A 17,341-nucleotide genomic window follows, 5' to 3' on the forward strand; every position below is an offset into this window, starting at 1 on the left:
CAGGGCTCCGCCCCCTGCCCCACTTGGAACATCAAAGGGATTTTCGGAAAGGATTTTATAATGCTCCTGCTGCGCCCGCTGGCCCTGGCTGCTGCCATGGCTGCCACCGCCGCCTCCGGCGGAGACATCGAAGACTCGCTGCAATCCGCCTTTGACGCGGGCAAACTGCCCGGCCTGCACGGCGTCCTGGTGCAGCGGCAGGGCGAAACCCTGGCAGAGATCTATTTCACTGGCCGGGATGAGCGCTGGGGCACCCCCCTGGGCAACCGCCAGTTCGGCCCGGAGGAACTGCACGACCTGCGTTCGGTCAGCAAGAGCATTGTCAGCCTGCTCTACGGCATCGCGCTGGCGCAAGGGCTGGTGCCGCCGCCCGAGGCCCCGTTGCTGGCCCAGTTCCCGGAACATGCCGGTCTCGCCAGCCCGGAACGCGATGCGATCACGGTTGAGGATGCGCTGACCATGCAGCTGGGGCTCGCGTGGGACGAAAGCCTGCCCTACAGCGACCCCAGGAACTCCGAGATTGCGATGGAGCGTTCCGGCGACCGGATCCGCTATGTGCTGTCGCGCCCGGTTGCAGCCGCGCCCGGCACCCAATGGGTCTATTCCGGCGGCGCCACCGCGCTGCTGGGCGAGCTGATCACCCGCGGCAGCGGCATGGCGCTGGATGAATTTGCAGCCGAATACCTGTTCGCCCCGCTGGGCATTGCCCGGGCGGACTGGGCAAACGGGCTGGACGGCAAACCCGCCGCCGCCTCCGGCCTGCGGCTGACGGCCCCGGGCCTGGCCCGGATCGGCGGGATGATCGCTGACGGCGGCCGCTACGGGGACAGGCAAATCGTGCCCGCTGCCTGGCTGGAGCAAAGCTTCACCCCGCAAGCCGATACCGGTGATCTGCGCTATGGCTACCAGTGGTGGCTGGCCCCGGAAGGCAGCCCGCCGGTCTGGGCTTCGGGTTTTGGCAACGGCGGCCAGCGGCTGACCATCGGGCGGCAAACAGGCACCGTGGTGGTGATCCAGGCGGGCAATTACAACCAGCCCGACGCCTGGCAGGTGCCGGTCGCGGTGCTTACCGAACACGTCCTGCCGAATCTGAGGCGCTAGCCGCCAGCCCCTTCATCTTTCTCCAAATACTCCCGCCGGAGGCAGCGGCTTTCCGGCGGAAAACCCGCTTCACTTGTTCCGCTTCATCCTGAGGTTCGCGAAGTAGTCCGTGCGCCGCTTCAGCTCGCGCTCGAACCCGCGCTCCACCGGCTGGTACAGCACCGGCCGCTTCACCCCGTCCGGGAAGTAGTTCTGGCCGGAGAAGCCGTCCTCCGCGTCATGATCATAGGCATAGCCGTCTCCGTAACCCTGCTCCGCCATCAGCTTGGTCGGCGCGTTCAGGATATGCTTGGGCGGCGGTGCGCTGCCGGTCTGTTTGGCCAGCCGCCGCGCCGCCTTGATGCCCACGTAAACTGCATTGGATTTCGGTGCCAGCGCCAGATAGACCGCGGCATTGGCGAGCGCCAGTTCGCCTTCGGGGCTGCCAAGGCGCTCATAAGTCTGCCAAGCATTGAGGCAGACGGTATTGGCCTGCGGGTCAGCCATGCCGATGTCCTCGGTCGACATCATTGTCAGCCGCCGGGCCAGAAACCGCGGGTCCTCGCCGCCCTCCAGCATCCGCGCCAGCCAGTAAAGCGCTGCATCCGGGTCGGAGCCGCGAATGGATTTGTGCAGAGCGGAGATCAGGTTGTAATGCTCGTCGCCGGACTTGTCGAACTTGGCCGCGCGGCGCATCAGCCGGGCCGACAGCGCCTCGCGCCCCAGCGGGGCGTCCACTTTCCAGGCAGCAACCTGCTCGATAAGATTGAGAAGCGCCCGCCCGTCGCCATCGGCCATCTCATGCAGCGCATCGCGGGCATCGCCATTCAGCGGCAGGGCGCGGCCCAGCTCCTTCTCGGCGCGCTGGGTCAGGCGTTCGAGATCGGCAAGCGACAGCCGCTCCAGCACCAGCACCTGGCTGCGGCTGAGCACAGCGGCATTGAGCTCAAACGAGGGGTTTTCCGTTGTCGCCCCGACCAGGAGGATGGTGCCATCCTCCATATGCGGCAGGAAGCCGTCCTGCTGGGCCTTGTTGAAGCGGTGGATCTCATCCACGAACAGCAGCGTGCCCTGCCCGTTCTGGCGGCGGATCCTGGCGGCCTCAAACACCTTGCGCAGCTCCGGCACCCCGGTGAAGATCGCCGAGATCTGCACGAAATGCAGGTCGGTTTCCTTGGCCAGCAGCCGCGCGATGGTGGTCTTGCCCACCCCCGGCGGCCCCCAGAAGATCAGCGACGACAAGGAGCCAGAGGCCAGCATCACGCCCAACGGCGCCTCCGGCCCCAGCACTTGGGCCTGGCCGATCACATCGCCCAGCGACTGCGGCCGCAGCCGGTCGGCCAGCGGCCGGTTGGGCGCGGGCTGCTGCGCTTCGCTGTCCGCGGACGCGGGGCTGCCGAACAGATCCGCCATCAGAGCCGGAACCTCAGCGCCATGTGGCGGCCGCGCCGGTTCAGATCCAGCTGGATCCAGCGGGTGCTGCCCGCGAGAATTGCATAAACGTCATCGGTGCTGGTCACTTCCTGGCCATTCACGGCCAGCAGCTGGTCGCCCGCCTGCACGCCGCCGCGCCCGGCATAAGGCCCGGGATCGGTGACCACCACGCCCTCCGCCGACAAGGGCAGGCCAAGGCGGCTGATCACCTGCGGATTGATGCGCGCCACGGTCAGCCCGGGCAGCGCGGTTTTCTCATCCAGCTGCACCGGATTGGCGGGGGGCTGGTCGGGGGCCGTGATCATCGGCACCTCGATCTCCTGCCGCTCATTGCCGCGCAGGCGGGTGATGACAGACATATCCCCAAGCCCCGCCACCGACATGCGGAACACCATCTCGGACGGTGAATTCACCACCTCACCGTCCACATGGGTGATCACGTCGCCCACCTTGAACCCCGCCTTGGCAAAGGGGCTTTCCCGGTGCAGGTCGGAGACCACCATGCCCTCCGGCACATCCATCCCCAGGGAGGCCGCCAGATCCGCATCCACCGGCTGCCCCGCCATGCCGGCCCAGGGGCGCTGGAACTCCTCCGCGCCGTCCCTGGCCTGATTGACGAATTCCGCCACCAGGTTGGCGGGAATGGCAAAGCCGATGCCGTTGGAGCCGCCGGAACGCGACAGGATGCGGGTGTTGATGCCAATGAGATCGCCATTGACGTCAATCAGCGCGCCGCCGGAGTTGCCCGGGTTGATCGGCGCGTCGGTCTGGATGTAGTAGCCAAAGCCGTCGCCCGCCCCCATGCCGGTGCGCGCGAGCCCTGAGATGATGCCGCTGCTGACGGTCTGCCCCACCCCGAACGGGTTGCCGATCGCCAGCGCCAGCTCGCCCACCTGCACCTGGTCGCTGTCGCGCAGTTCCAGATACGGCAGGTCTTCGGCCTCTTCCAGCTGCAGGATCGCCAGGTCGCTGGCCTTGTCGCCCAGGATCACCCGCGCATTGTATTCGCGCCGGTCCGCGGTCACCACGCGGATTTCGGTGGCACTGCCGACAACGTGGAAGTTCGACACCACGATGCCGTCCGCCGACAGGATCACACCCGACCCCAGCGAGTTCTCTACCCGCGGCTGCGGCTCGGCAAAGCCGCGGAAGAAATCATCGAAGAACGGGTCGTTCATGAACGGCGAGCGGCGGCGCTGCTGCACCTGGCGCACCACCTTGGCGTAGATGTTCACCACCGCCGGCGCCGCTTCCTTGACCAGCGGCGCAAACCCCAGCGCAATCTCCGCCTGGCTCTGCGGCACCCGGGTTTCGGCGGCGGCAGGCAGGGCAAGAACGATGGCAAGGGCGGTCAGCGCGGGACGGATCATGGGGGCTCCAGCAGATGTTGCCCGAAGGATATGCGGAGTGCGCGCGCGGATTGCAAGACGGGAGAGGCCCCAGGCCGGTGCGGGAGCGCAGGGGCGCTGCCCCGCAGGCTTGATGTAAGAGGGGCGCTGCCCCTCTTGGCCTGACGGCCAATTCACCCCGGGATATTTAGGGCCAGATGAAGCAGGCGGCCAAAAAGGCTCCGGCCTTTCATCTTTCCCCAAATACTCCCCGCCGGAGGCACGCGCCGCAAGGCGCGTTTCCTTGCGGCAGGCCTCAGGCCTCGGCCAGCTCTCCTTGCGCGGCAACGGCGCGGCGCTTGGCCACGGCTGCGGCCAGATGCTCCAGCTCTGCCACGGTGTCCTCCCAGCCGAGGCAGCCGTCGGTGACCGACTGGCCGTAGGTCAGCTCCCCCTTGCCCAGATCCTGGCGGCCCGCCACCAGGTGGCTTTCCACCATCACGCCGGTGATGCGGCCGTCGCCCGCGGCAATCTGGCCCGCTACATCGCGCAGCACGGCAGGCTGGCGCATCGGGTCTTTGCCGCTGTTGGCGTGGCTGGCGTCGATCATCACATGGCCGCGGATGCCGTCCTTCTCCGCCAGTTTGCAGGCCGCATCGACAGAGGCCGCGTCAAAGTTGGTGCCGCCGCCGCCGCGCAGGATCAGGTGGCCGTCCGGGTTGCCGCTGGTGGCAGCAATCGCCGCGCGGCCCGATTTGGCCAGCGCCATGAAATGATGCGGATGCGCGGCCGAGCGCACCGCGTCCACCGCAATCTGCACATTGCCGCGGGTGCCGTTCTTGAACCCCACCGGGCAGCTGAGGCCCGACGCCATCTCGCGGTGGATCTGGCTTTCGGTGGTGCGGGCGCCGATGGCGGCCCAGGCCACCAGATCAGAGATGTACTGCGGCACCGCTGTATCCAGGAACTCAGTCCCGACCGGCAGGCCAAGCGCGTTGATGTCCAGGCACAGGCGGCGGGCCAGCCCCAGGCCCTCGTTAATACGGAAGGAACCGTCGAGGCCGGGATCGTTGATCAGCCCTTTCCAGCCCGAGATGGTGCGGGGTTTCTCGAAGTAGACCCGCATCACGATTTCCAGCTCTCCGGCCAGCCGGCCGCGCAGGGGGGCCAGGCGGCGGGCGTAGTCCATCGCTGCCTTGGGGTCGTGAACGGAACAGGGGCCGACAACAGCAATCACACGGTCATCGCGGCCGTGCAGCACATCCTGGATCGCGGTGCGGCTGGCCAGCACGGTCTCGGTGGCTGCTGACGTTGAGGGCAGCTGTGCGGCGAGGTCCTCGGGCGAGATCAGTTCCTGCATTCCGGTGATGCGGAGGTTTTCGGTCTGGGGTGTCATGTTTCAGCTTCCTTGGCGGGGGCCCTGGGCGCTGCGGCGGATGCAAAAAAACCGCCTGCGGGCTGCGGGCGGTTGGTGGTATCCTGGTGCGTTCCGATGTCCTAACTCAGAATGCGCTGACCCCTCCGTCCGCCATGTGGCGCGGATAAAAGAAATACCAGAATGCGGCATAGGTACGGGTCATGGGCCGGACGCTAGCGGAGATTCGCCCCCCTGTCACCCCTGGAAATGGCAAATGGCCCTCCGCGCGGGAGGGCCAGTGCATGGCAGCGCAGGCGGATCAGAAGTCCTGCCAGAGATCGCGGGCAGCGTTGCCCTCCCCCGCCGGGACCGCGGCCGGGGCCGGGCTGGCCTCGATGTCCCAGTCGTCCCCGCCGTGGGCGGTTGGCGCCGGCGATGCCAGAGCCGCAGGAGCCGCAGGCGCGGCAGTGCTGCCGTCCACCTGGAAGCGCGCCACCAGTTCGGCGAGCTTCATGGCGTCGGTATTCAGCATGTGGCCTGCCGCGGTCGCCTCTTCGACCATGGCCGCGTTCTGCTGAGTCACCTGATCGAGCTGGGTGACGCCGGTGTTGATCTCATGCAGGCCGGTGGACTGCTCCTCCGCTCCTTCGGCGATCTCCGACACCAGGCTGGAGATATGGCTGACCTGGCCCACGATGGACTGCAGCGCCTGGCCGGCGCGGCCGACCAGATCGACACCTTCCGCCACCTGTCGCGAACTGTCGCCGATCAGGGTCTTGATCTCCATCGCCGCATCCGAGGACCGCTGGGCCAGGGCGCGCACTTCGGACGCGACCACCGCAAAGCCGCGGCCTGCCTCGCCCGCGCGGGCAGCCTCGACACCGGCGTTCAGCGCCAGCAGGTTGGTCTGGAAGGCGATGTCGTCGATCACCGAAATGATTTGCGAGATCTTGTTGGAGCTGTCCTCGATGCCGCTCATCGCGGTCACCGCGTCCTGCACCACCTCGCCGCTGCTTTCGGCCTCCTGGCGGGCCTCCCGCACGGTGGTCTCCACGTTGCGCGCGCCTTCGGCTGCCGAGCGCACACTGGCGGTCAGCTCGTCGATGGCGGCGGCCGTTTCCTCCAGGGTTGCCGCCTGGCTTTCGGTGCGGTGCGACAGGTCGTCGGAGGCCTGGCTGATCTCAGCCGCGCCGTTACGGATGCTGGCCGAAGCGCCGATCACCTCCTGCACGGTGGCGGTGAGGTTGTCGATGGAGCCGTTGAAGTCCGCCCGAAGCTGCTCGTATTCTTCCGGGAACGCCTCCTCGATACGGATGGTCAGGTCGCCGTGCGACAGGCGCGACAGGCGCTCGCTCAGCTCCTGCACCACGCCCGCCAGTTCAGCGTCCTTGCTTTCCGCCTTCTGCTTCTCCGCTTCTTGCATCCGCACCAGCTCGTCGCGGAACTTCTCCAGCGCACGGGCCATGTCGCCAACTTCGTCGCCGCGGTGCTGGCCGTGGATCTCCACCGCGTTGTTGCCCTCGGCCAGGCCGCGCATCGACACCACGATACGGCGGATGCCGGAGGCAATGCCGGAGCTGGTGACCAGCGCCATAACCGCGCCAATCAGAATAGCCGCGCCGATTGCGGCGGGGATCATCATCCGGGTCTGGTCTGCGATGTCTTCGCTGGCGGCGCGGCGGGCGGCCATGGTCTCGGCGCCGCGGGCCTGCAGCGAGGCCAGGCTTTCGCGGAACCGGTCGAAGTACGCCTTGCCCTGCCCCTCGGCGACCCGGTCGGCCATGTCGTCCATGGTGGCCGCGCTGCCGATCACCCGGCGCAGCTGCAGCATCGGCACCACCACGTCATTGCGCCAGTTGCCGATGATCTCTGCCACCGTGTTCAGCCGGTTGGTCTGCATCAGCTTGTCCGTGAAGGCCACGCGCAGATCGGCCATGATCTCGTTGAAGCGCTCGTTGCCTTCCATATAAGGGTCCAGAAACGCCCGGTCGCCTGCCAGAAGGAAGCCGCGCACACCGGTTTCCATGTCAACGGCGGCAGCCAGCAGGTCCTTGGCGGTGCTGATCACCTCATGGGCCTTCTCTACTTCCTCCAGGGAGGCGCTCAGATAGTCCGGATCGGCAATCCCCGCATTGACCAGCGAGGAGAAAATGTTGCGGCGGTTGGCCAGCTCCACTTCCTCGTCCGCGATGATCTTGCCGACTTCGGCGCGGAACTCATCAAACAGGATCCGGCCCTTGGATTCCTTCACCGCGTCCGCCATGTCGTTCATGCTCATGGCGTCGCCGATTTCCCGGCGCAGTTCGATGGCGCCAGCGGCCACGTTCTCCTGCCAGCCGGTCAGGATCTGCTCCGCCTCCTGCAGGTCCGCCATCATTTGGGGATCATCCGCCGCCAGAGATTTCAGCTCCGTCAGCGCCCGGGCCAGGTCGGTCTGGCCAGCCTCATAGGGTTCCAGAAACTCCTCCCGTCCGGCCAGCAGGTAGCCGCGCAGCCCGGCTTCCATATCCAGGGCGGCAACGGCCAGCGACTGCGCCTCGCTCAGGATCTTGCCGGTGTGGTCCACCGCCTTGGAGGTCTTTTCCATGCGGCCCAGGTCCACAACAGCCAAGACGCCGACGCCAAGCACCAGCAGCAGGGGAAACAGGGCCACCGAAACAATTTTCGCTTTGATACTGAGATTTGCCAGTGAGAACCGCCTGGCCGCGGAGGTCTTATTCTTTTTCATCACATCCGATCCGGTTCTAAAGAGATGCGGCAGTGAAATCAGAATAAAATTACCATACTCTTTCAATTAGAATGTGAATTCTAAACATCCAGAGATTGTCGTCGCGTAACGAAAAACCCCCGCTCCGGGCGGAGCGGGGGCCAGATAGCCGAACCCTAAAGGGTCAGCGCGTCTTATTCGTCTGCTTCAGCAGCTGCTTCTTCTGCTTCCAGGCGGGCCTTGTCGGCAGCACCCTTGGCGGAAACGTCGCGGTCGACGAACTCGATGATGGCCATCGGAGCCATGTCGCCATAGCGGAAGCCGGCCTTCAGGACACGGACATAGCCGCCCTGACGGTCCTTGTAGCGCGGGCCCAGAACCTCGAACAGCTTCGCGACGTCCTTGTCCTCTTTCAGCTTGGCTGCGGCCTGACGGCGGGCGTGCAGGTCGCCGCGTTTCGCCAGGGTGATCAGTTTTTCAACGATCGGGCGCAGTTCTTTTGCCTTGGGCAGGGTGGTCTTGATCTGCTCGTGCTCGATCAGCGAGCCGGCCATGTTGGAGAACAGGGCCTTGCGGTGCTCATGAGTACGGTTCAGGCGGCGGTAACCACGTGCGTGACGCATTTTTCAGTTCCTTATCTTGCGTTTTGCTTTGTCAGGCGGCTGATGCGTGTCAGCTGCTCTCCTTGGGGCAGGTGCCCATGTCGTCCCCGGCAGGCCCGGGCATTGAAGAGGAGGGCCGGAGCCCTCCTCGAAAACCTTAGAAGCTGTCTTCGAACTTCTTGGCCAGATCTTCGATGTTGTCCGGCGGCCAGTCCTCGACATCCATGCCAAGGTGCAGGCCCATGCCCGACAGCACTTCTTTGATCTCGTTCAGCGACTTGCGGCCGAAGTTCGGGGTGCGCAGCATCTCCGCTTCGGTCTTCTGGATCAGGTCGCCGATATAGACGATGTTGTCGTTCTTCAGGCAGTTTGCCGAACGCACCGACAGTTCCAGCTCGTCCACTTTCTTGAGCAGAAGCGGGTTGAACTCGAGACCGTCGTCCTCGTCCTGGCGGCCGGCCGATTCCGGCTCGTCGAAGTTGACGAAGATCGACAGCTGGTCCTGCAGGATGCGGGCGGCAAAGGCCACGGCGTCATCGGGGGTGATGGAGCCGTCGGTTTCCACCTTCATGGTCAGCTTGTCATAGTCCAGAACCTGGCCCTCACGGGTCGGCTGAACGTCATAGGAGACCTTCTTGACCGGCGAATAGATCGCGTCGATCGGGATCAGGCCGATCGGTGCGTCTTCCGGCTTGTTCTTCTCTGCCGAGACGTAGCCCTTGCCGGTGTTCACGGTCAGTTCCATGAACAGGTCGGCGCCATCGTCCAGGTGGCAGATCACGTGATCGCGGTTCAGAACCTCGATGCCGGCGGTCTCAGCAATGTCGCCTGCGGTGACGACTGCCGGGCCCTTGGCATTGATCGACAGGCGCTTGGGGCCTTCGACTTCCATGCGCAGGGAAACCTGCTTGAGGTTCAGGATGATGTCGGTGACGTCTTCACGCACACCGGCGACGCTGGAAAACTCGTGCAGGACGTTGTCGATCTGCACGCTGGTGATGGCGGCGCCTTGCAGCGAACTCATCAGCACGCGGCGCAGCGCGTTGCCCAGGGTCAGGCCGAAACCGCGTTCCAGCGGCTCTGCAACAACGGTTGCCTGGCGTGCAGGATCGTTGCCCGGCTTCACTTCCAGCTGTGCCGGCTTGATCAGCTCTGCCCAGTTTTTGTGGATCATGCGTTCCCTCCATTCCTGTCCCTGCCCCATGTCCGGAAGGCCAAGGACGCCCGAGGTTTAAATGACGCACTGGGGCCCTGCGAATCAAGCGGGGCCCCAGCAGAATTTTGCGATTAGACGCGGCGGCGCTTCGGCGGGCGGCAGCCGTTGTGCGCGATCGGGGTCACATCACGGATCGAGGTGATGTTGAAACCGACGGCGGCCAGTGCGCGCAGTGCCGATTCACGGCCCGAACCGGGGCCCTGAACTTCGACTTCCAGAGTCTTAACACCGTGTTCCTGTGCCTTCTTGCCTGCATCTTCTGCAGCCATCTGAGCGGCATAGGGGGTCGATTTCCGCGAGCCTTTGAAGCCCATGGTGCCGGCGGACGACCAGGAGATCGCGTTGCCCTGCACGTCGGAGATCAGGATCTTGGTGTTGTTGAACGAAGAGTTCACGTGAGCAACGCCGGAGGCGATGTTCTTGCGCTCTTTACGCTTAATGCGGGATTTATCGCGTGCCATTGATCAAGCCTCCCTTACTTCTTCTTGCCGGCGATCGGCTTCGCCGGGCCCTTGCGGGTGCGGGCGTTGGTATGGGTACGCTGACCGCGGACCGGCAGGTTGCGGCGGTGGCGCAGGCCACGGTAGCAGCCGAGGTCCATCAGGCGCTTGATGTTCATCTGAACTTCACGGCGCAGGTCGCCTTCGACGGTGTAGTTGGCGTCGATGTGCTCGCGCACGGCCAGGACTTCAGCGTCGGAGAGTTCGTTCACACGGCGGGTCGGGTCGATGCCCACGGCGTCGCAGATCGCTTTCGCCGAGGTGTTGCCGATACCGGTGATATAGGTGAGGGCGATGGGAACCCGCTTTGCAGTCGGGATGTTAACGCCGGCAATACGTGCCACGTGTCACTTTCCTTTTCGTTGCGGTTCCGTAGTTCCGGAACCTTTTTTCACAACACTTGACCGTGGCAGTGTGGCCAGAGGGTCCAGCATTTCGAGGTGGTAAGGCAGACAGACGAATCCGCCCGCCGGGAATCATTCCCAGAAGGGATGGGGTTGCCTATGTGGAATTGCCGCGGGGGTCAACCCCGTGTTCCGCGAAAACGCCCCCCCTGGCCCCCGGCCCTTCGGCCTTTAAAAAAGAAAATGCCCCGTGCCATCGGGGCACGGGGCATTTCAATCCGGTAGACGGCGGCTCACTCGCCCATGATCCACGCCATGTTCTGGCGCACTTCGTCGATCGAGGCGAGGCCGTCGATGCGCTGCAGGTTGCCCTTGGCGTAGTAGTAGCCGATCAGCGGCGAGGTCTTCTTGTAGTATTCCATCAGGCGGGTCTTGAGGCTGTCCTCATTGTCATCCGCCCGGCGCTTGACCTCGGTGGAGCCGCAGTTGGCGCATTTGCCGTCCGCGGGCCAGGGCTTGGTCTGGTCGTGATAAACCTCGCCGCAGCCGCCGCAGGTGGAGCGGCCGGTGATGCGGGCGACCAGCGCCTCGTCATCGACCTGCATCTCGATCACCGCGTCGAGCTTGAGATCCATCTCCTCCAGCAGCTTGGCCAGCGCATCGGCCTGGGCCAGGGTGCGCGGGAAGCCGTCGAAGATAAAGCCGCCCTCGGCGCCGCCCTGCAGCTTCTCGCGGATCAGGCCGATCACGATCTGGTCGGTGACCAGCTTGCCTTCGGCCATGATGGCGGCAACCTTCTTGCCCATTTCGGTGCCCGAGGTCTGGGCCTCGCGCAGCATGTCACCAGTGCTGAGCTGCACCATGCCGCGGCTTTCCACAAGGTAGCGCGCCTGCGTACCTTTGCCCGCCCCCGGCGGGCCAAGGAGAATAATGTTGGTCATCGGCGAGAGGGTCCCCGTTTTGTCCGTTTCTTGTTGCGCCCGCGCAGCTGGCTCTTCTCGATAAGGCCCTCATACTGATGCGCGAGGAGGTGGCTTTGCACCTGCTGGATTGTGTCCATGGTGACGGATACCACAATCAGAACGGACGTGCCGCCAAAATAAACCGGGATGGCGAATTGGCCGCGGAGGACCTCCGGCAGAAGGCAGACCAGCGCCAGATAGGCCGAGCCCAGAACCAGCACGCGGTTGACCACATACTCGATGTATTCAGCGGTCTTCTTGCCGGGGCGGATGCCGGGGACAAAGCCGTTCTGGTTCTTCAGGTTGTTCGCCACGTCCTCCGGTTTGAAGGAGACGTTGAAGGTGTAGAAGTAGGCGAAGAACACGATCATCACGACGAAGAACAGCAGGTACAGCGGCTGGCCGGGGCCGAAGTTGGCCAGCAGCCAGGACATCACCGGACCGGTCGCCGCACCCGAGGAGAACGCCGAAATGGTGGTCGGCAGCAGCAGCAGCGAGGAGGCGAAGATCGCCGGGATCACGCCCGCCGGGTTCACCTTGACCGGCAGATGCGAGGAACCGCCGTCATAGACCTTCATGCCGACCTGGCGGCGCGGGTACTGGATGTGGATCTTGCGCAGCGCGCGTTCCATGAACACCACGAACATGATCACCGCGACGACCATCAGGATCACGCCGATGATCACGGCCGGGCTGATCGCGCCGGAACGGCCGGAGGCGAAGAACTGGGCAATCGCAGCCGGAACCTCGGCAATAATGCCGACGAAGATGATGAGCGAAATGCCGTTGCCGATGCCGCGCTGGGTGATCTGCTCGCCCAGCCACATCAGGAACATGGTGCCGCCCACCAGGGTGATCATGCAGGCCATGCGGAAATACATGCCCGGATCGGTCGCCAGGTCGCCCTGCTCCAGCGACACGGCCAGGCCATAAGCCTGCGCGGTCGCCAGCGCCACGGTGCCGTAGCGGGTGTACTGGTTGATCTTCTTGCGGCCCTGCTCGCCCTCTTTCTTGAGCTGCTCAAGCGAGGGCACCATCGAGGTCAGAAGCTGAACGATAATGGAGGCGGAGATATAGGGCATGATGCCAAGGGCAAAAATCCCCATCCGGCCAAGCGCGCCGCCGGTGAACATCGACACCATGCCGCCGATGCCCTGGCCTGCCTGCTCCATGAACTGGCGCAGGGCGGCTGCGTCGATTCCCGGAACCGGAATAAAGGTGCCCAGGCGGTAGACAATCAAAAGGCCGATGGTGAACAGGATGCGGTTGCGCAGATCCGTGGCCTTGCCAAGGGCAGCCCAGCTGGTGTTCGCCGCCATTTGTTCTGCTGCTGATACCATGAAAAGGTCTCTTCTTTAGCGAAACGCCGCCCGGAACCGTTTTCCGGCTCGGGCGGCGTTCTAGGAAAACTTAGGACTATGTAAGCGGCATTGGCGCCGCTCACAAGCCGTTACTCTGCGGCGGCTGCAGTTGCCACAGTCAGAGCGCCGCCAGCTTTTTCAACGGCCTCAACAGCGGCCTTCGACGCGCCGGTGACCGAGATGGTGGCTTTGGCAGTCAGTTCGCCTTTGGCCAGGACGCGGATGCCGTCCAGCTTGCGGCGCACCAGGCCGGATGCAACCAGCGAATCCTCGTCGATGGAGGCTGCGTCCAGCTTGCCTGCGTCGATGAACTTCTGGATCAGGCCCAGGTTCACAACGGCGTATGCCTTGCGGTTCGGCTTATTGAAGCCGCGCTTGGGCAGACGCTGGTACAGCGGCATCTGGCCGCCTTCGTAGCCATTGATCGAGACGCCCGAACGGGATTTCTGGCCTTTGATACCACGGCCGCCCATTTTACCTTTGCCGGAACCCGGGCCACGGGCCACACGGGTGCGTTTCTTGGCGGCGCCGGGATTGTCGCGCAGTTCGTGAAGTTTCATGTCGCTTCTCCTTGCCGGATGCGGGCCCCGAAGCGTGATGGCCCGACCGCGGCGTTTCTTGATTGGTGATTCCGTGGCGCAGAACGCCACCGGGTGCCTATAGACCTGATGGGGGACGGGATCAAGCCCCGCGGGATAGGCATATCCAATTGCGCACGGGAACACCCGCCAAGGCCCCTGCCCTGCCGGTTGCGTGTCCTGCCGTCTGTCGCTGTTTCCGTTCCGCTGCTGGCCGTCCGTTAATAGGTTGGCGGCGCCGCCGGGGTGGAGATGGGATGGGGTTGCCCCCATGCGAAAACGCGATTTGCGCGCTCCGGGTGCCACGCCGGAGCCCAGTTCCAGGTGCCGGGGGTGTCAGGCCCGGCGGGTGATCATGACCGGCGATGATCCTGCCAGACCCGGGTTTAATTCCGGTGCGCGGTGCGTACGGCGGGTGCGCAACGGCCAGCACACACCGGCCTTGCGGCCGGGCGGGGGGCGCTGAGCCTGAAAAACAAAAACGCCCCCGCCGGGTTGGCAGGGGCGCTTTGGGGCCGGGCTTTGGAGAGGGAGGAGGATCCGCAGCCGGCCAGGGAGATCACTTGCCGTAGACGTGCTCGCGGGCGGCGCCGGGGATGGCGCAGCGGCTGAGGCCGATGTCCGCCAGATCACGGCTGGACAGCGCGCGCAGCTCACGCACGGTGCGCTGGTACTCGCGGCGCAGCTTCCAGTTCTGGATCAGGCCAGCGGCGATGCCGCGCAGACGGGCGGGAATGCCTGCAGAGGCAGGCGCGGTGAGAGTTGAATAAGCCATTGTTCTTGTTCCTTCGCTGCGGTGCCGGAACGTGTTCCCGGCGCGTAGCTTTATCTGTTCGTCTGAGGTGAACGGGAAATAGGGATGGCCCGGAACCGGCGCAACGGCTGCTTTGGTCTGGCGGCTATGCAGCGCCCGCATAGCACAATCGCGTGAGGGAATTTGAAGACCCGGCAAAAGAAAACGCCCCCGCCCGCGAGGGCAGGAGCGCTTTGGCCCGGGCTTGAAGGAGGAGGAGGAGGAGAGAAGCCCGGACGAGAATTACTTGCCGTATACGTGCTGCTGCACGATGTCGGCGATATCGCTGCGGCGCACGCCGATATCTGCCAGCTCGTGATCGCTCAGGCCGTCCAGCTCGTTGTAGGTGCGCTGGTATTCGCGGTGCAGCGCCCAGGCTTCCAGTACGCCGTCGACAGTGCGGCGGATGCGGGCGGTCAGGCTGAGCGACGGGGCGGCGGTGATAACATGTGCCATCTTGATGTTCCTTGTCTCTTGGGCCGGGCCTATTCCCGGCGGTCCGTTGTTTGGTCTTTTCTGTGACAGGCCCGAGATAGGCGCACCGCCCGATTCCAACAACTGACGCAACCGGCAAGCCGATATGCACGCGCTGCAAGGGATCGTTGGGGCCGGATAGCCGCCCTGCCCCGGCGCAAACCTTGGTCATTGAATGGGAGTATCCGCAGCCTGTTCCGGCCTGGGATGCAGGCCTGGCACCGGTCACGCGAGAGGTATTGAGGGCGTCACCCGCCGGACGCGGGACGCAGGACGGCCTTCAGCAGCGACAACGCCCCCCAAAGCAGGAAGACCGGCAGCACGAGCATCCGGAGCGTAAAGATGCCGATTATTGTCAGGGATGCGCGAAGAATCGTATCGGCTTCCTCCACGAAGACCTGGGCGGCCTCCAGATACCGGCCGCTCTGCTCAAAAACACCGCTTACGCTGTCGCCGGCTTCGCTGATCCGGCTGCTCAGCCAGCCAAACACCCCTGCATCCCCCTCATCTGCCGGAGACACCGCCGCCGCCTCATCCGCCTCCGCGCCGATGAGGAAATTCGCCTTATGCGCGACGGCATCAAGCTCTGCCATGGCAGTGCTCATCTGCGCTGCAGTGGCTTGCTCCCCGACCCGCACAGCCAGCACAAACACTGCAGGGATGGCAAAGCCCACCGCGATGCCAAGCGTGATCCCCTTATCGCAAAGCGGTTTCACTCTTCGGGCGAACGCCGGACTGCGGCCGAGGGCGATCCGGCCCAGCAGCGCGGCGCCGAGAACGACGAGGCCAACCGACACCACCGGCGCCAGACCAACGGCGGCAAGCGCGGCGCCGGCCGCAACGAGGAACACGGCATCGGCCACGCGCTCCACCGTGTCATCAACGGGTTCCAGCACCTTCAGCGGCTGCAGGCTGGCCTGGCCGACAACCGATGCGCCCACCTCGATCTCCTGCGCCGTGGACAGCGCCGCGTTGATCGCCCGGAGCGAAACATAAACTGTCACCGCTGAGGCCGCGATGGTCTCCGCTGTCTGCTCTGAGACAGTGGCAAGCGGGTTCCAATCGCTGCGCCCGGACAGGCCAAGGACACCGGTGAGCAGAAACAGCAAGCCCGCCATCAAGGCAAAAACGGTGCGGGCGGGTGTCCTCGGGGCATCGCGGGTCGGGTCGGTCATTGCGGGTTCGCTGCCTTTGCCAGAACGCATCTGCAAAGGCATACCATGCAAAGGCCGCGGCACAACACGTCCGCGTCGCCTCAGTCCGGACAATCGGGACCTGAAGCGGCGCCCGCGAAACGAAAAACGCCCCCGGCAGAACCGGGGGCGTTTTCCAAAGTCTGATACCGAAAAGGGCTTAGCCGCGCTCTTCGATGATCTGAACCAGGTGCGGGATCGAGTTGACCATGCCGCGCACGGAGGGGGTGTCCTCCAGCTCGCGGGTCTTGTGCATCTTGTTCAGGCCCAGGCCAACCAGGGTTGCGCGCTGTTTGGCGGGGCGGCGGATCGGCGAGCCGATCTGCTTGACGACGATGGTTTTTGCCATGTCTCTCTACTCCTTACGCTTCAGCTTCGGCAGCTGCCGGTGCGTCGTCCCGCTTGGGCAGGATGTCAGCAACCTTTTTGCCGCGGCGCTGAGCCACCGAACGCGGGCTCTGCTCTTTCTGCAGGCCGTTCAGGGTGGCGCGGATCATGTTGTAGGGGTTCTGCGAGCCGATCGACTTGGAGACCACGTCCTTGATGCCCAGCATCTCGAACACGGCACGCATCGGACCACCTGCGATGATACCGGTACCTTCAGGCGCGGTGCGCATCACAACTTTTCCTGCGCCGTGACGGCCGGCCATGTCGTGGTGCAGGGTGCGGCCCTCTTTCAGCGGCACGCGGATCATCTGGCGCTTCGCTTGCTCAGTCGCCTTGCGGATCGCCTCAGGCACTTCTTTCGCCTTGCCCTTGCCAAAGCCCACGCGGCCTTTCTGGTCGCCAACGACAACCAGGGCTGCGAAGCCAAAGCGCTTGCCGCCTTTTACGGTTTTCGACACGCGGTTGATCGCGACCAGACGATCTGCGAACTCCGGAGTTTCTTCACGGTCGCGGCGGGGGCCGCGGCGGTTTTCACGTTCTGCCATCAGGCATTCCTTTCATAGGGCGCCAGGCGCCTTTTGTTCTCAATCCTTGGTGAACCCGGCACGGGTCCGGGTTCCCGGATCATCGGGGCGGCCCCGAGAGGCCGCCCGCATGAGATTAGATCTTCAGGCCGCCTTCACGCGCAGCGTCGGCCAGAGCCTTCACCTTGCCGTGGAACAGGAAGCCGCCGCGGTCGAAGTAGGCTTCGGTCACGCCAGCCGCTTTTGCGCGCTCGGCGATCGCTGCACCAACCTTGGCCGCTGCTTCGACGTTGTTCTTGCCGACAACGCCCAGATCTTTTTCCAGGGTCGAAGCGGACGCCACGGTCACACCGCGCAGGTCGTCGATCAGCTGAACAGAGATGTTCTTGTTCGAACGGTGCACGGACAGACGCGGACGGCCTGCGTTCACTTTGCGAAGCTTGTTCCGGACGCGCAGCCGGCGCTTCAGAAACAGGGTACGTTTGCTGTTTGCCATTTTGC

Annotated in this window: 18 protein-coding genes; 1 reads left to right on the forward strand and 17 read right to left on the reverse strand. The window is 64.6% G+C overall.

Features of this window, described 5'->3' with window-relative positions:
• Positions 1–60: 60 nt before the first annotated feature.
• Complete coding sequence (locus AC4HIX_RS09750) at positions 61–1,101, forward strand: serine hydrolase domain-containing protein (RefSeq protein WP_490398848.1); 1,041 nt, start codon at positions 61–63, stop codon at positions 1,099–1,101.
• A gap of 69 nt (positions 1,102–1,170) precedes the next feature.
• Here the strand turns inward: AC4HIX_RS09750 and AC4HIX_RS09755 are convergent, their stop codons facing one another.
• From AC4HIX_RS09755 to rplR, 17 genes are all read right to left on the reverse strand, one after another.
• Positions 1,171–2,493 (reverse strand): replication-associated recombination protein A, encoded by a 1,323-nt coding sequence (locus AC4HIX_RS09755; protein ID WP_490398849.1) that lies wholly within the window; start codon positions 2,491–2,493, stop codon positions 1,171–1,173.
• The gene (locus tag AC4HIX_RS09760) at positions 2,493–3,884 is read right to left on the reverse strand and encodes a trypsin-like peptidase domain-containing protein (RefSeq protein ID WP_490398850.1); all 1,392 of its coding nucleotides are present in this window, start codon (positions 3,882–3,884) and stop codon (positions 2,493–2,495) included. The genes AC4HIX_RS09755 and AC4HIX_RS09760 overlap by 1 nt, the downstream gene beginning before the upstream one ends.
• A gap of 274 nt (positions 3,885–4,158) precedes the next feature.
• Entirely contained in the window at positions 4,159–5,238 is a 1,080-nt protein-coding gene (locus AC4HIX_RS09765; protein WP_490398851.1) for a 3-deoxy-7-phosphoheptulonate synthase, read from the reverse strand.
• A 280-nt stretch (positions 5,239–5,518) separates the two neighbouring features.
• Complete coding sequence (locus tag AC4HIX_RS09770; RefSeq protein WP_490398852.1) at positions 5,519–7,927, reverse strand: CHASE3 domain-containing protein; 2,409 nt, start codon at positions 7,925–7,927, stop codon at positions 5,519–5,521.
• 173 nt (positions 7,928–8,100) lie between these two features.
• On the reverse strand, positions 8,101–8,529 hold the full coding sequence (gene rplQ, locus AC4HIX_RS09775; protein WP_065268162.1) for a 50S ribosomal protein L17: 429 nt from the start codon (positions 8,527–8,529) through the stop codon (positions 8,101–8,103).
• A gap of 136 nt (positions 8,530–8,665) precedes the next feature.
• A complete protein-coding gene (locus AC4HIX_RS09780; protein ID WP_475049322.1) occupies positions 8,666–9,682 on the reverse strand; it encodes a DNA-directed RNA polymerase subunit alpha in 1,017 nt (338 codons plus the stop codon).
• 113 nt (positions 9,683–9,795) lie between these two features.
• Entirely contained in the window at positions 9,796–10,185 is a 390-nt protein-coding gene (gene rpsK / locus AC4HIX_RS09785) for a 30S ribosomal protein S11 (protein WP_027235523.1), read from the reverse strand.
• Positions 10,186–10,199: 14 nt separating this feature from the next.
• Positions 10,200–10,568, reverse strand: a complete 369-nt coding sequence (gene rpsM / locus AC4HIX_RS09790) for a 30S ribosomal protein S13 (protein WP_008557298.1) — start codon at positions 10,566–10,568, stop codon at positions 10,200–10,202.
• Positions 10,569–10,861: 293 nt separating this feature from the next.
• The gene (locus tag AC4HIX_RS09795) at positions 10,862–11,509 is read right to left on the reverse strand and encodes an adenylate kinase (RefSeq protein ID WP_421056217.1); all 648 of its coding nucleotides are present in this window, start codon (positions 11,507–11,509) and stop codon (positions 10,862–10,864) included.
• A complete protein-coding gene (gene secY / locus AC4HIX_RS09800) occupies positions 11,506–12,870 on the reverse strand; it encodes a preprotein translocase subunit SecY (protein ID WP_475049318.1) in 1,365 nt (454 codons plus the stop codon). Before secY ends, AC4HIX_RS09795 begins: the two co-directional genes overlap by 4 nt.
• Positions 12,871–12,980: 110 nt before the next feature.
• Positions 12,981–13,451 carry a 50S ribosomal protein L15 gene (rplO, locus tag AC4HIX_RS09805; RefSeq protein WP_475049316.1) on the reverse strand — a complete coding sequence of 157 codons (471 nt, stop codon included), beginning with the start codon at positions 13,449–13,451 and terminating at the stop codon, positions 12,981–12,983.
• 577 nt (positions 13,452–14,028) lie between these two features.
• Positions 14,029–14,244, reverse strand: coding sequence for a DUF1127 domain-containing protein (locus AC4HIX_RS09810; protein ID WP_475049311.1), 216 nt, complete (start codon positions 14,242–14,244; stop codon positions 14,029–14,031).
• Between the two features lie 261 nt (positions 14,245–14,505).
• Positions 14,506–14,718 carry a DUF1127 domain-containing protein gene (locus tag AC4HIX_RS09815; RefSeq protein ID WP_475049310.1) on the reverse strand — a complete coding sequence of 71 codons (213 nt, stop codon included), beginning with the start codon at positions 14,716–14,718 and terminating at the stop codon, positions 14,506–14,508.
• 266 nt (positions 14,719–14,984) lie between these two features.
• Positions 14,985–15,911 (reverse strand): hypothetical protein, encoded by a 927-nt coding sequence (locus tag AC4HIX_RS09820; protein WP_490398853.1) that lies wholly within the window; start codon positions 15,909–15,911, stop codon positions 14,985–14,987.
• 178 nt (positions 15,912–16,089) lie between these two features.
• A complete protein-coding gene (gene rpmD, locus AC4HIX_RS09825; protein ID WP_019298002.1) occupies positions 16,090–16,278 on the reverse strand; it encodes a 50S ribosomal protein L30 in 189 nt (62 codons plus the stop codon).
• A gap of 13 nt (positions 16,279–16,291) precedes the next feature.
• Positions 16,292–16,861 (reverse strand): 30S ribosomal protein S5, encoded by a 570-nt coding sequence (gene rpsE, locus AC4HIX_RS09830; protein WP_027235532.1) that lies wholly within the window; start codon positions 16,859–16,861, stop codon positions 16,292–16,294.
• 115 nt (positions 16,862–16,976) lie between these two features.
• A complete protein-coding gene (gene rplR / locus AC4HIX_RS09835) occupies positions 16,977–17,336 on the reverse strand; it encodes a 50S ribosomal protein L18 (RefSeq protein ID WP_027235533.1) in 360 nt (119 codons plus the stop codon).
• Between the last annotated feature and the right edge of the window lie 5 nt (positions 17,337–17,341).

This window comes from Leisingera sp., from assembly GCF_982940295.1.

What these genes read in the sequence shown, in the direction of transcription:
- AC4HIX_RS09750 (WP_490398848.1), top strand. Translation starts at nt 61, where the DNA reads ATGCTCCTGCTGCGCCCGCTGGCCCTGGCTGCTGCCATGGCTGCCACC.
- AC4HIX_RS09755 (WP_490398849.1), bottom strand. Translation starts at nt 2,493, where the DNA reads ATGGCGGATCTGTTCGGCAGCCCCGCGTCCGCGGACAGCGAAGCGCAG.
- AC4HIX_RS09760 (WP_490398850.1), bottom strand. Translation starts at nt 3,884, where the DNA reads ATGATCCGTCCCGCGCTGACCGCCCTTGCCATCGTTCTTGCCCTGCCT.
- AC4HIX_RS09765 (WP_490398851.1), bottom strand. Translation starts at nt 5,238, where the DNA reads ATGACACCCCAGACCGAAAACCTCCGCATCACCGGAATGCAGGAACTG.
- AC4HIX_RS09770 (WP_490398852.1), bottom strand. Translation starts at nt 7,927, where the DNA reads ATGAAAAAGAATAAGACCTCCGCGGCCAGGCGGTTCTCACTGGCAAAT.
- rplQ (WP_065268162.1), bottom strand. Translation starts at nt 8,529, where the DNA reads ATGCGTCACGCACGTGGTTACCGCCGCCTGAACCGTACTCATGAGCAC.
- AC4HIX_RS09780 (WP_475049322.1), bottom strand. Translation starts at nt 9,682, where the DNA reads ATGATCCACAAAAACTGGGCAGAGCTGATCAAGCCGGCACAGCTGGAA.
- rpsK (WP_027235523.1), bottom strand. Translation starts at nt 10,185, where the DNA reads ATGGCACGCGATAAATCCCGCATTAAGCGTAAAGAGCGCAAGAACATC.
- AC4HIX_RS09795 (WP_421056217.1), bottom strand. Translation starts at nt 11,509, where the DNA reads ATGACCAACATTATTCTCCTTGGCCCGCCGGGGGCGGGCAAAGGTACG.
- secY (WP_475049318.1), bottom strand. Translation starts at nt 12,870, where the DNA reads ATGGTATCAGCAGCAGAACAAATGGCGGCGAACACCAGCTGGGCTGCC.
- rplO (WP_475049316.1), bottom strand. Translation starts at nt 13,451, where the DNA reads ATGAAACTTCACGAACTGCGCGACAATCCCGGCGCCGCCAAGAAACGC.
- AC4HIX_RS09810 (WP_475049311.1), bottom strand. Translation starts at nt 14,244, where the DNA reads ATGGCTTATTCAACTCTCACCGCGCCTGCCTCTGCAGGCATTCCCGCC.
- AC4HIX_RS09815 (WP_475049310.1), bottom strand. Translation starts at nt 14,718, where the DNA reads ATGGCACATGTTATCACCGCCGCCCCGTCGCTCAGCCTGACCGCCCGC.
- AC4HIX_RS09820 (WP_490398853.1), bottom strand. Translation starts at nt 15,911, where the DNA reads ATGACCGACCCGACCCGCGATGCCCCGAGGACACCCGCCCGCACCGTT.
- rpmD (WP_019298002.1), bottom strand. Translation starts at nt 16,278, where the DNA reads ATGGCAAAAACCATCGTCGTCAAGCAGATCGGCTCGCCGATCCGCCGC.
- rpsE (WP_027235532.1), bottom strand. Translation starts at nt 16,861, where the DNA reads ATGGCAGAACGTGAAAACCGCCGCGGCCCCCGCCGCGACCGTGAAGAA.
- rplR (WP_027235533.1), bottom strand. Translation starts at nt 17,336, where the DNA reads ATGGCAAACAGCAAACGTACCCTGTTTCTGAAGCGCCGGCTGCGCGTC.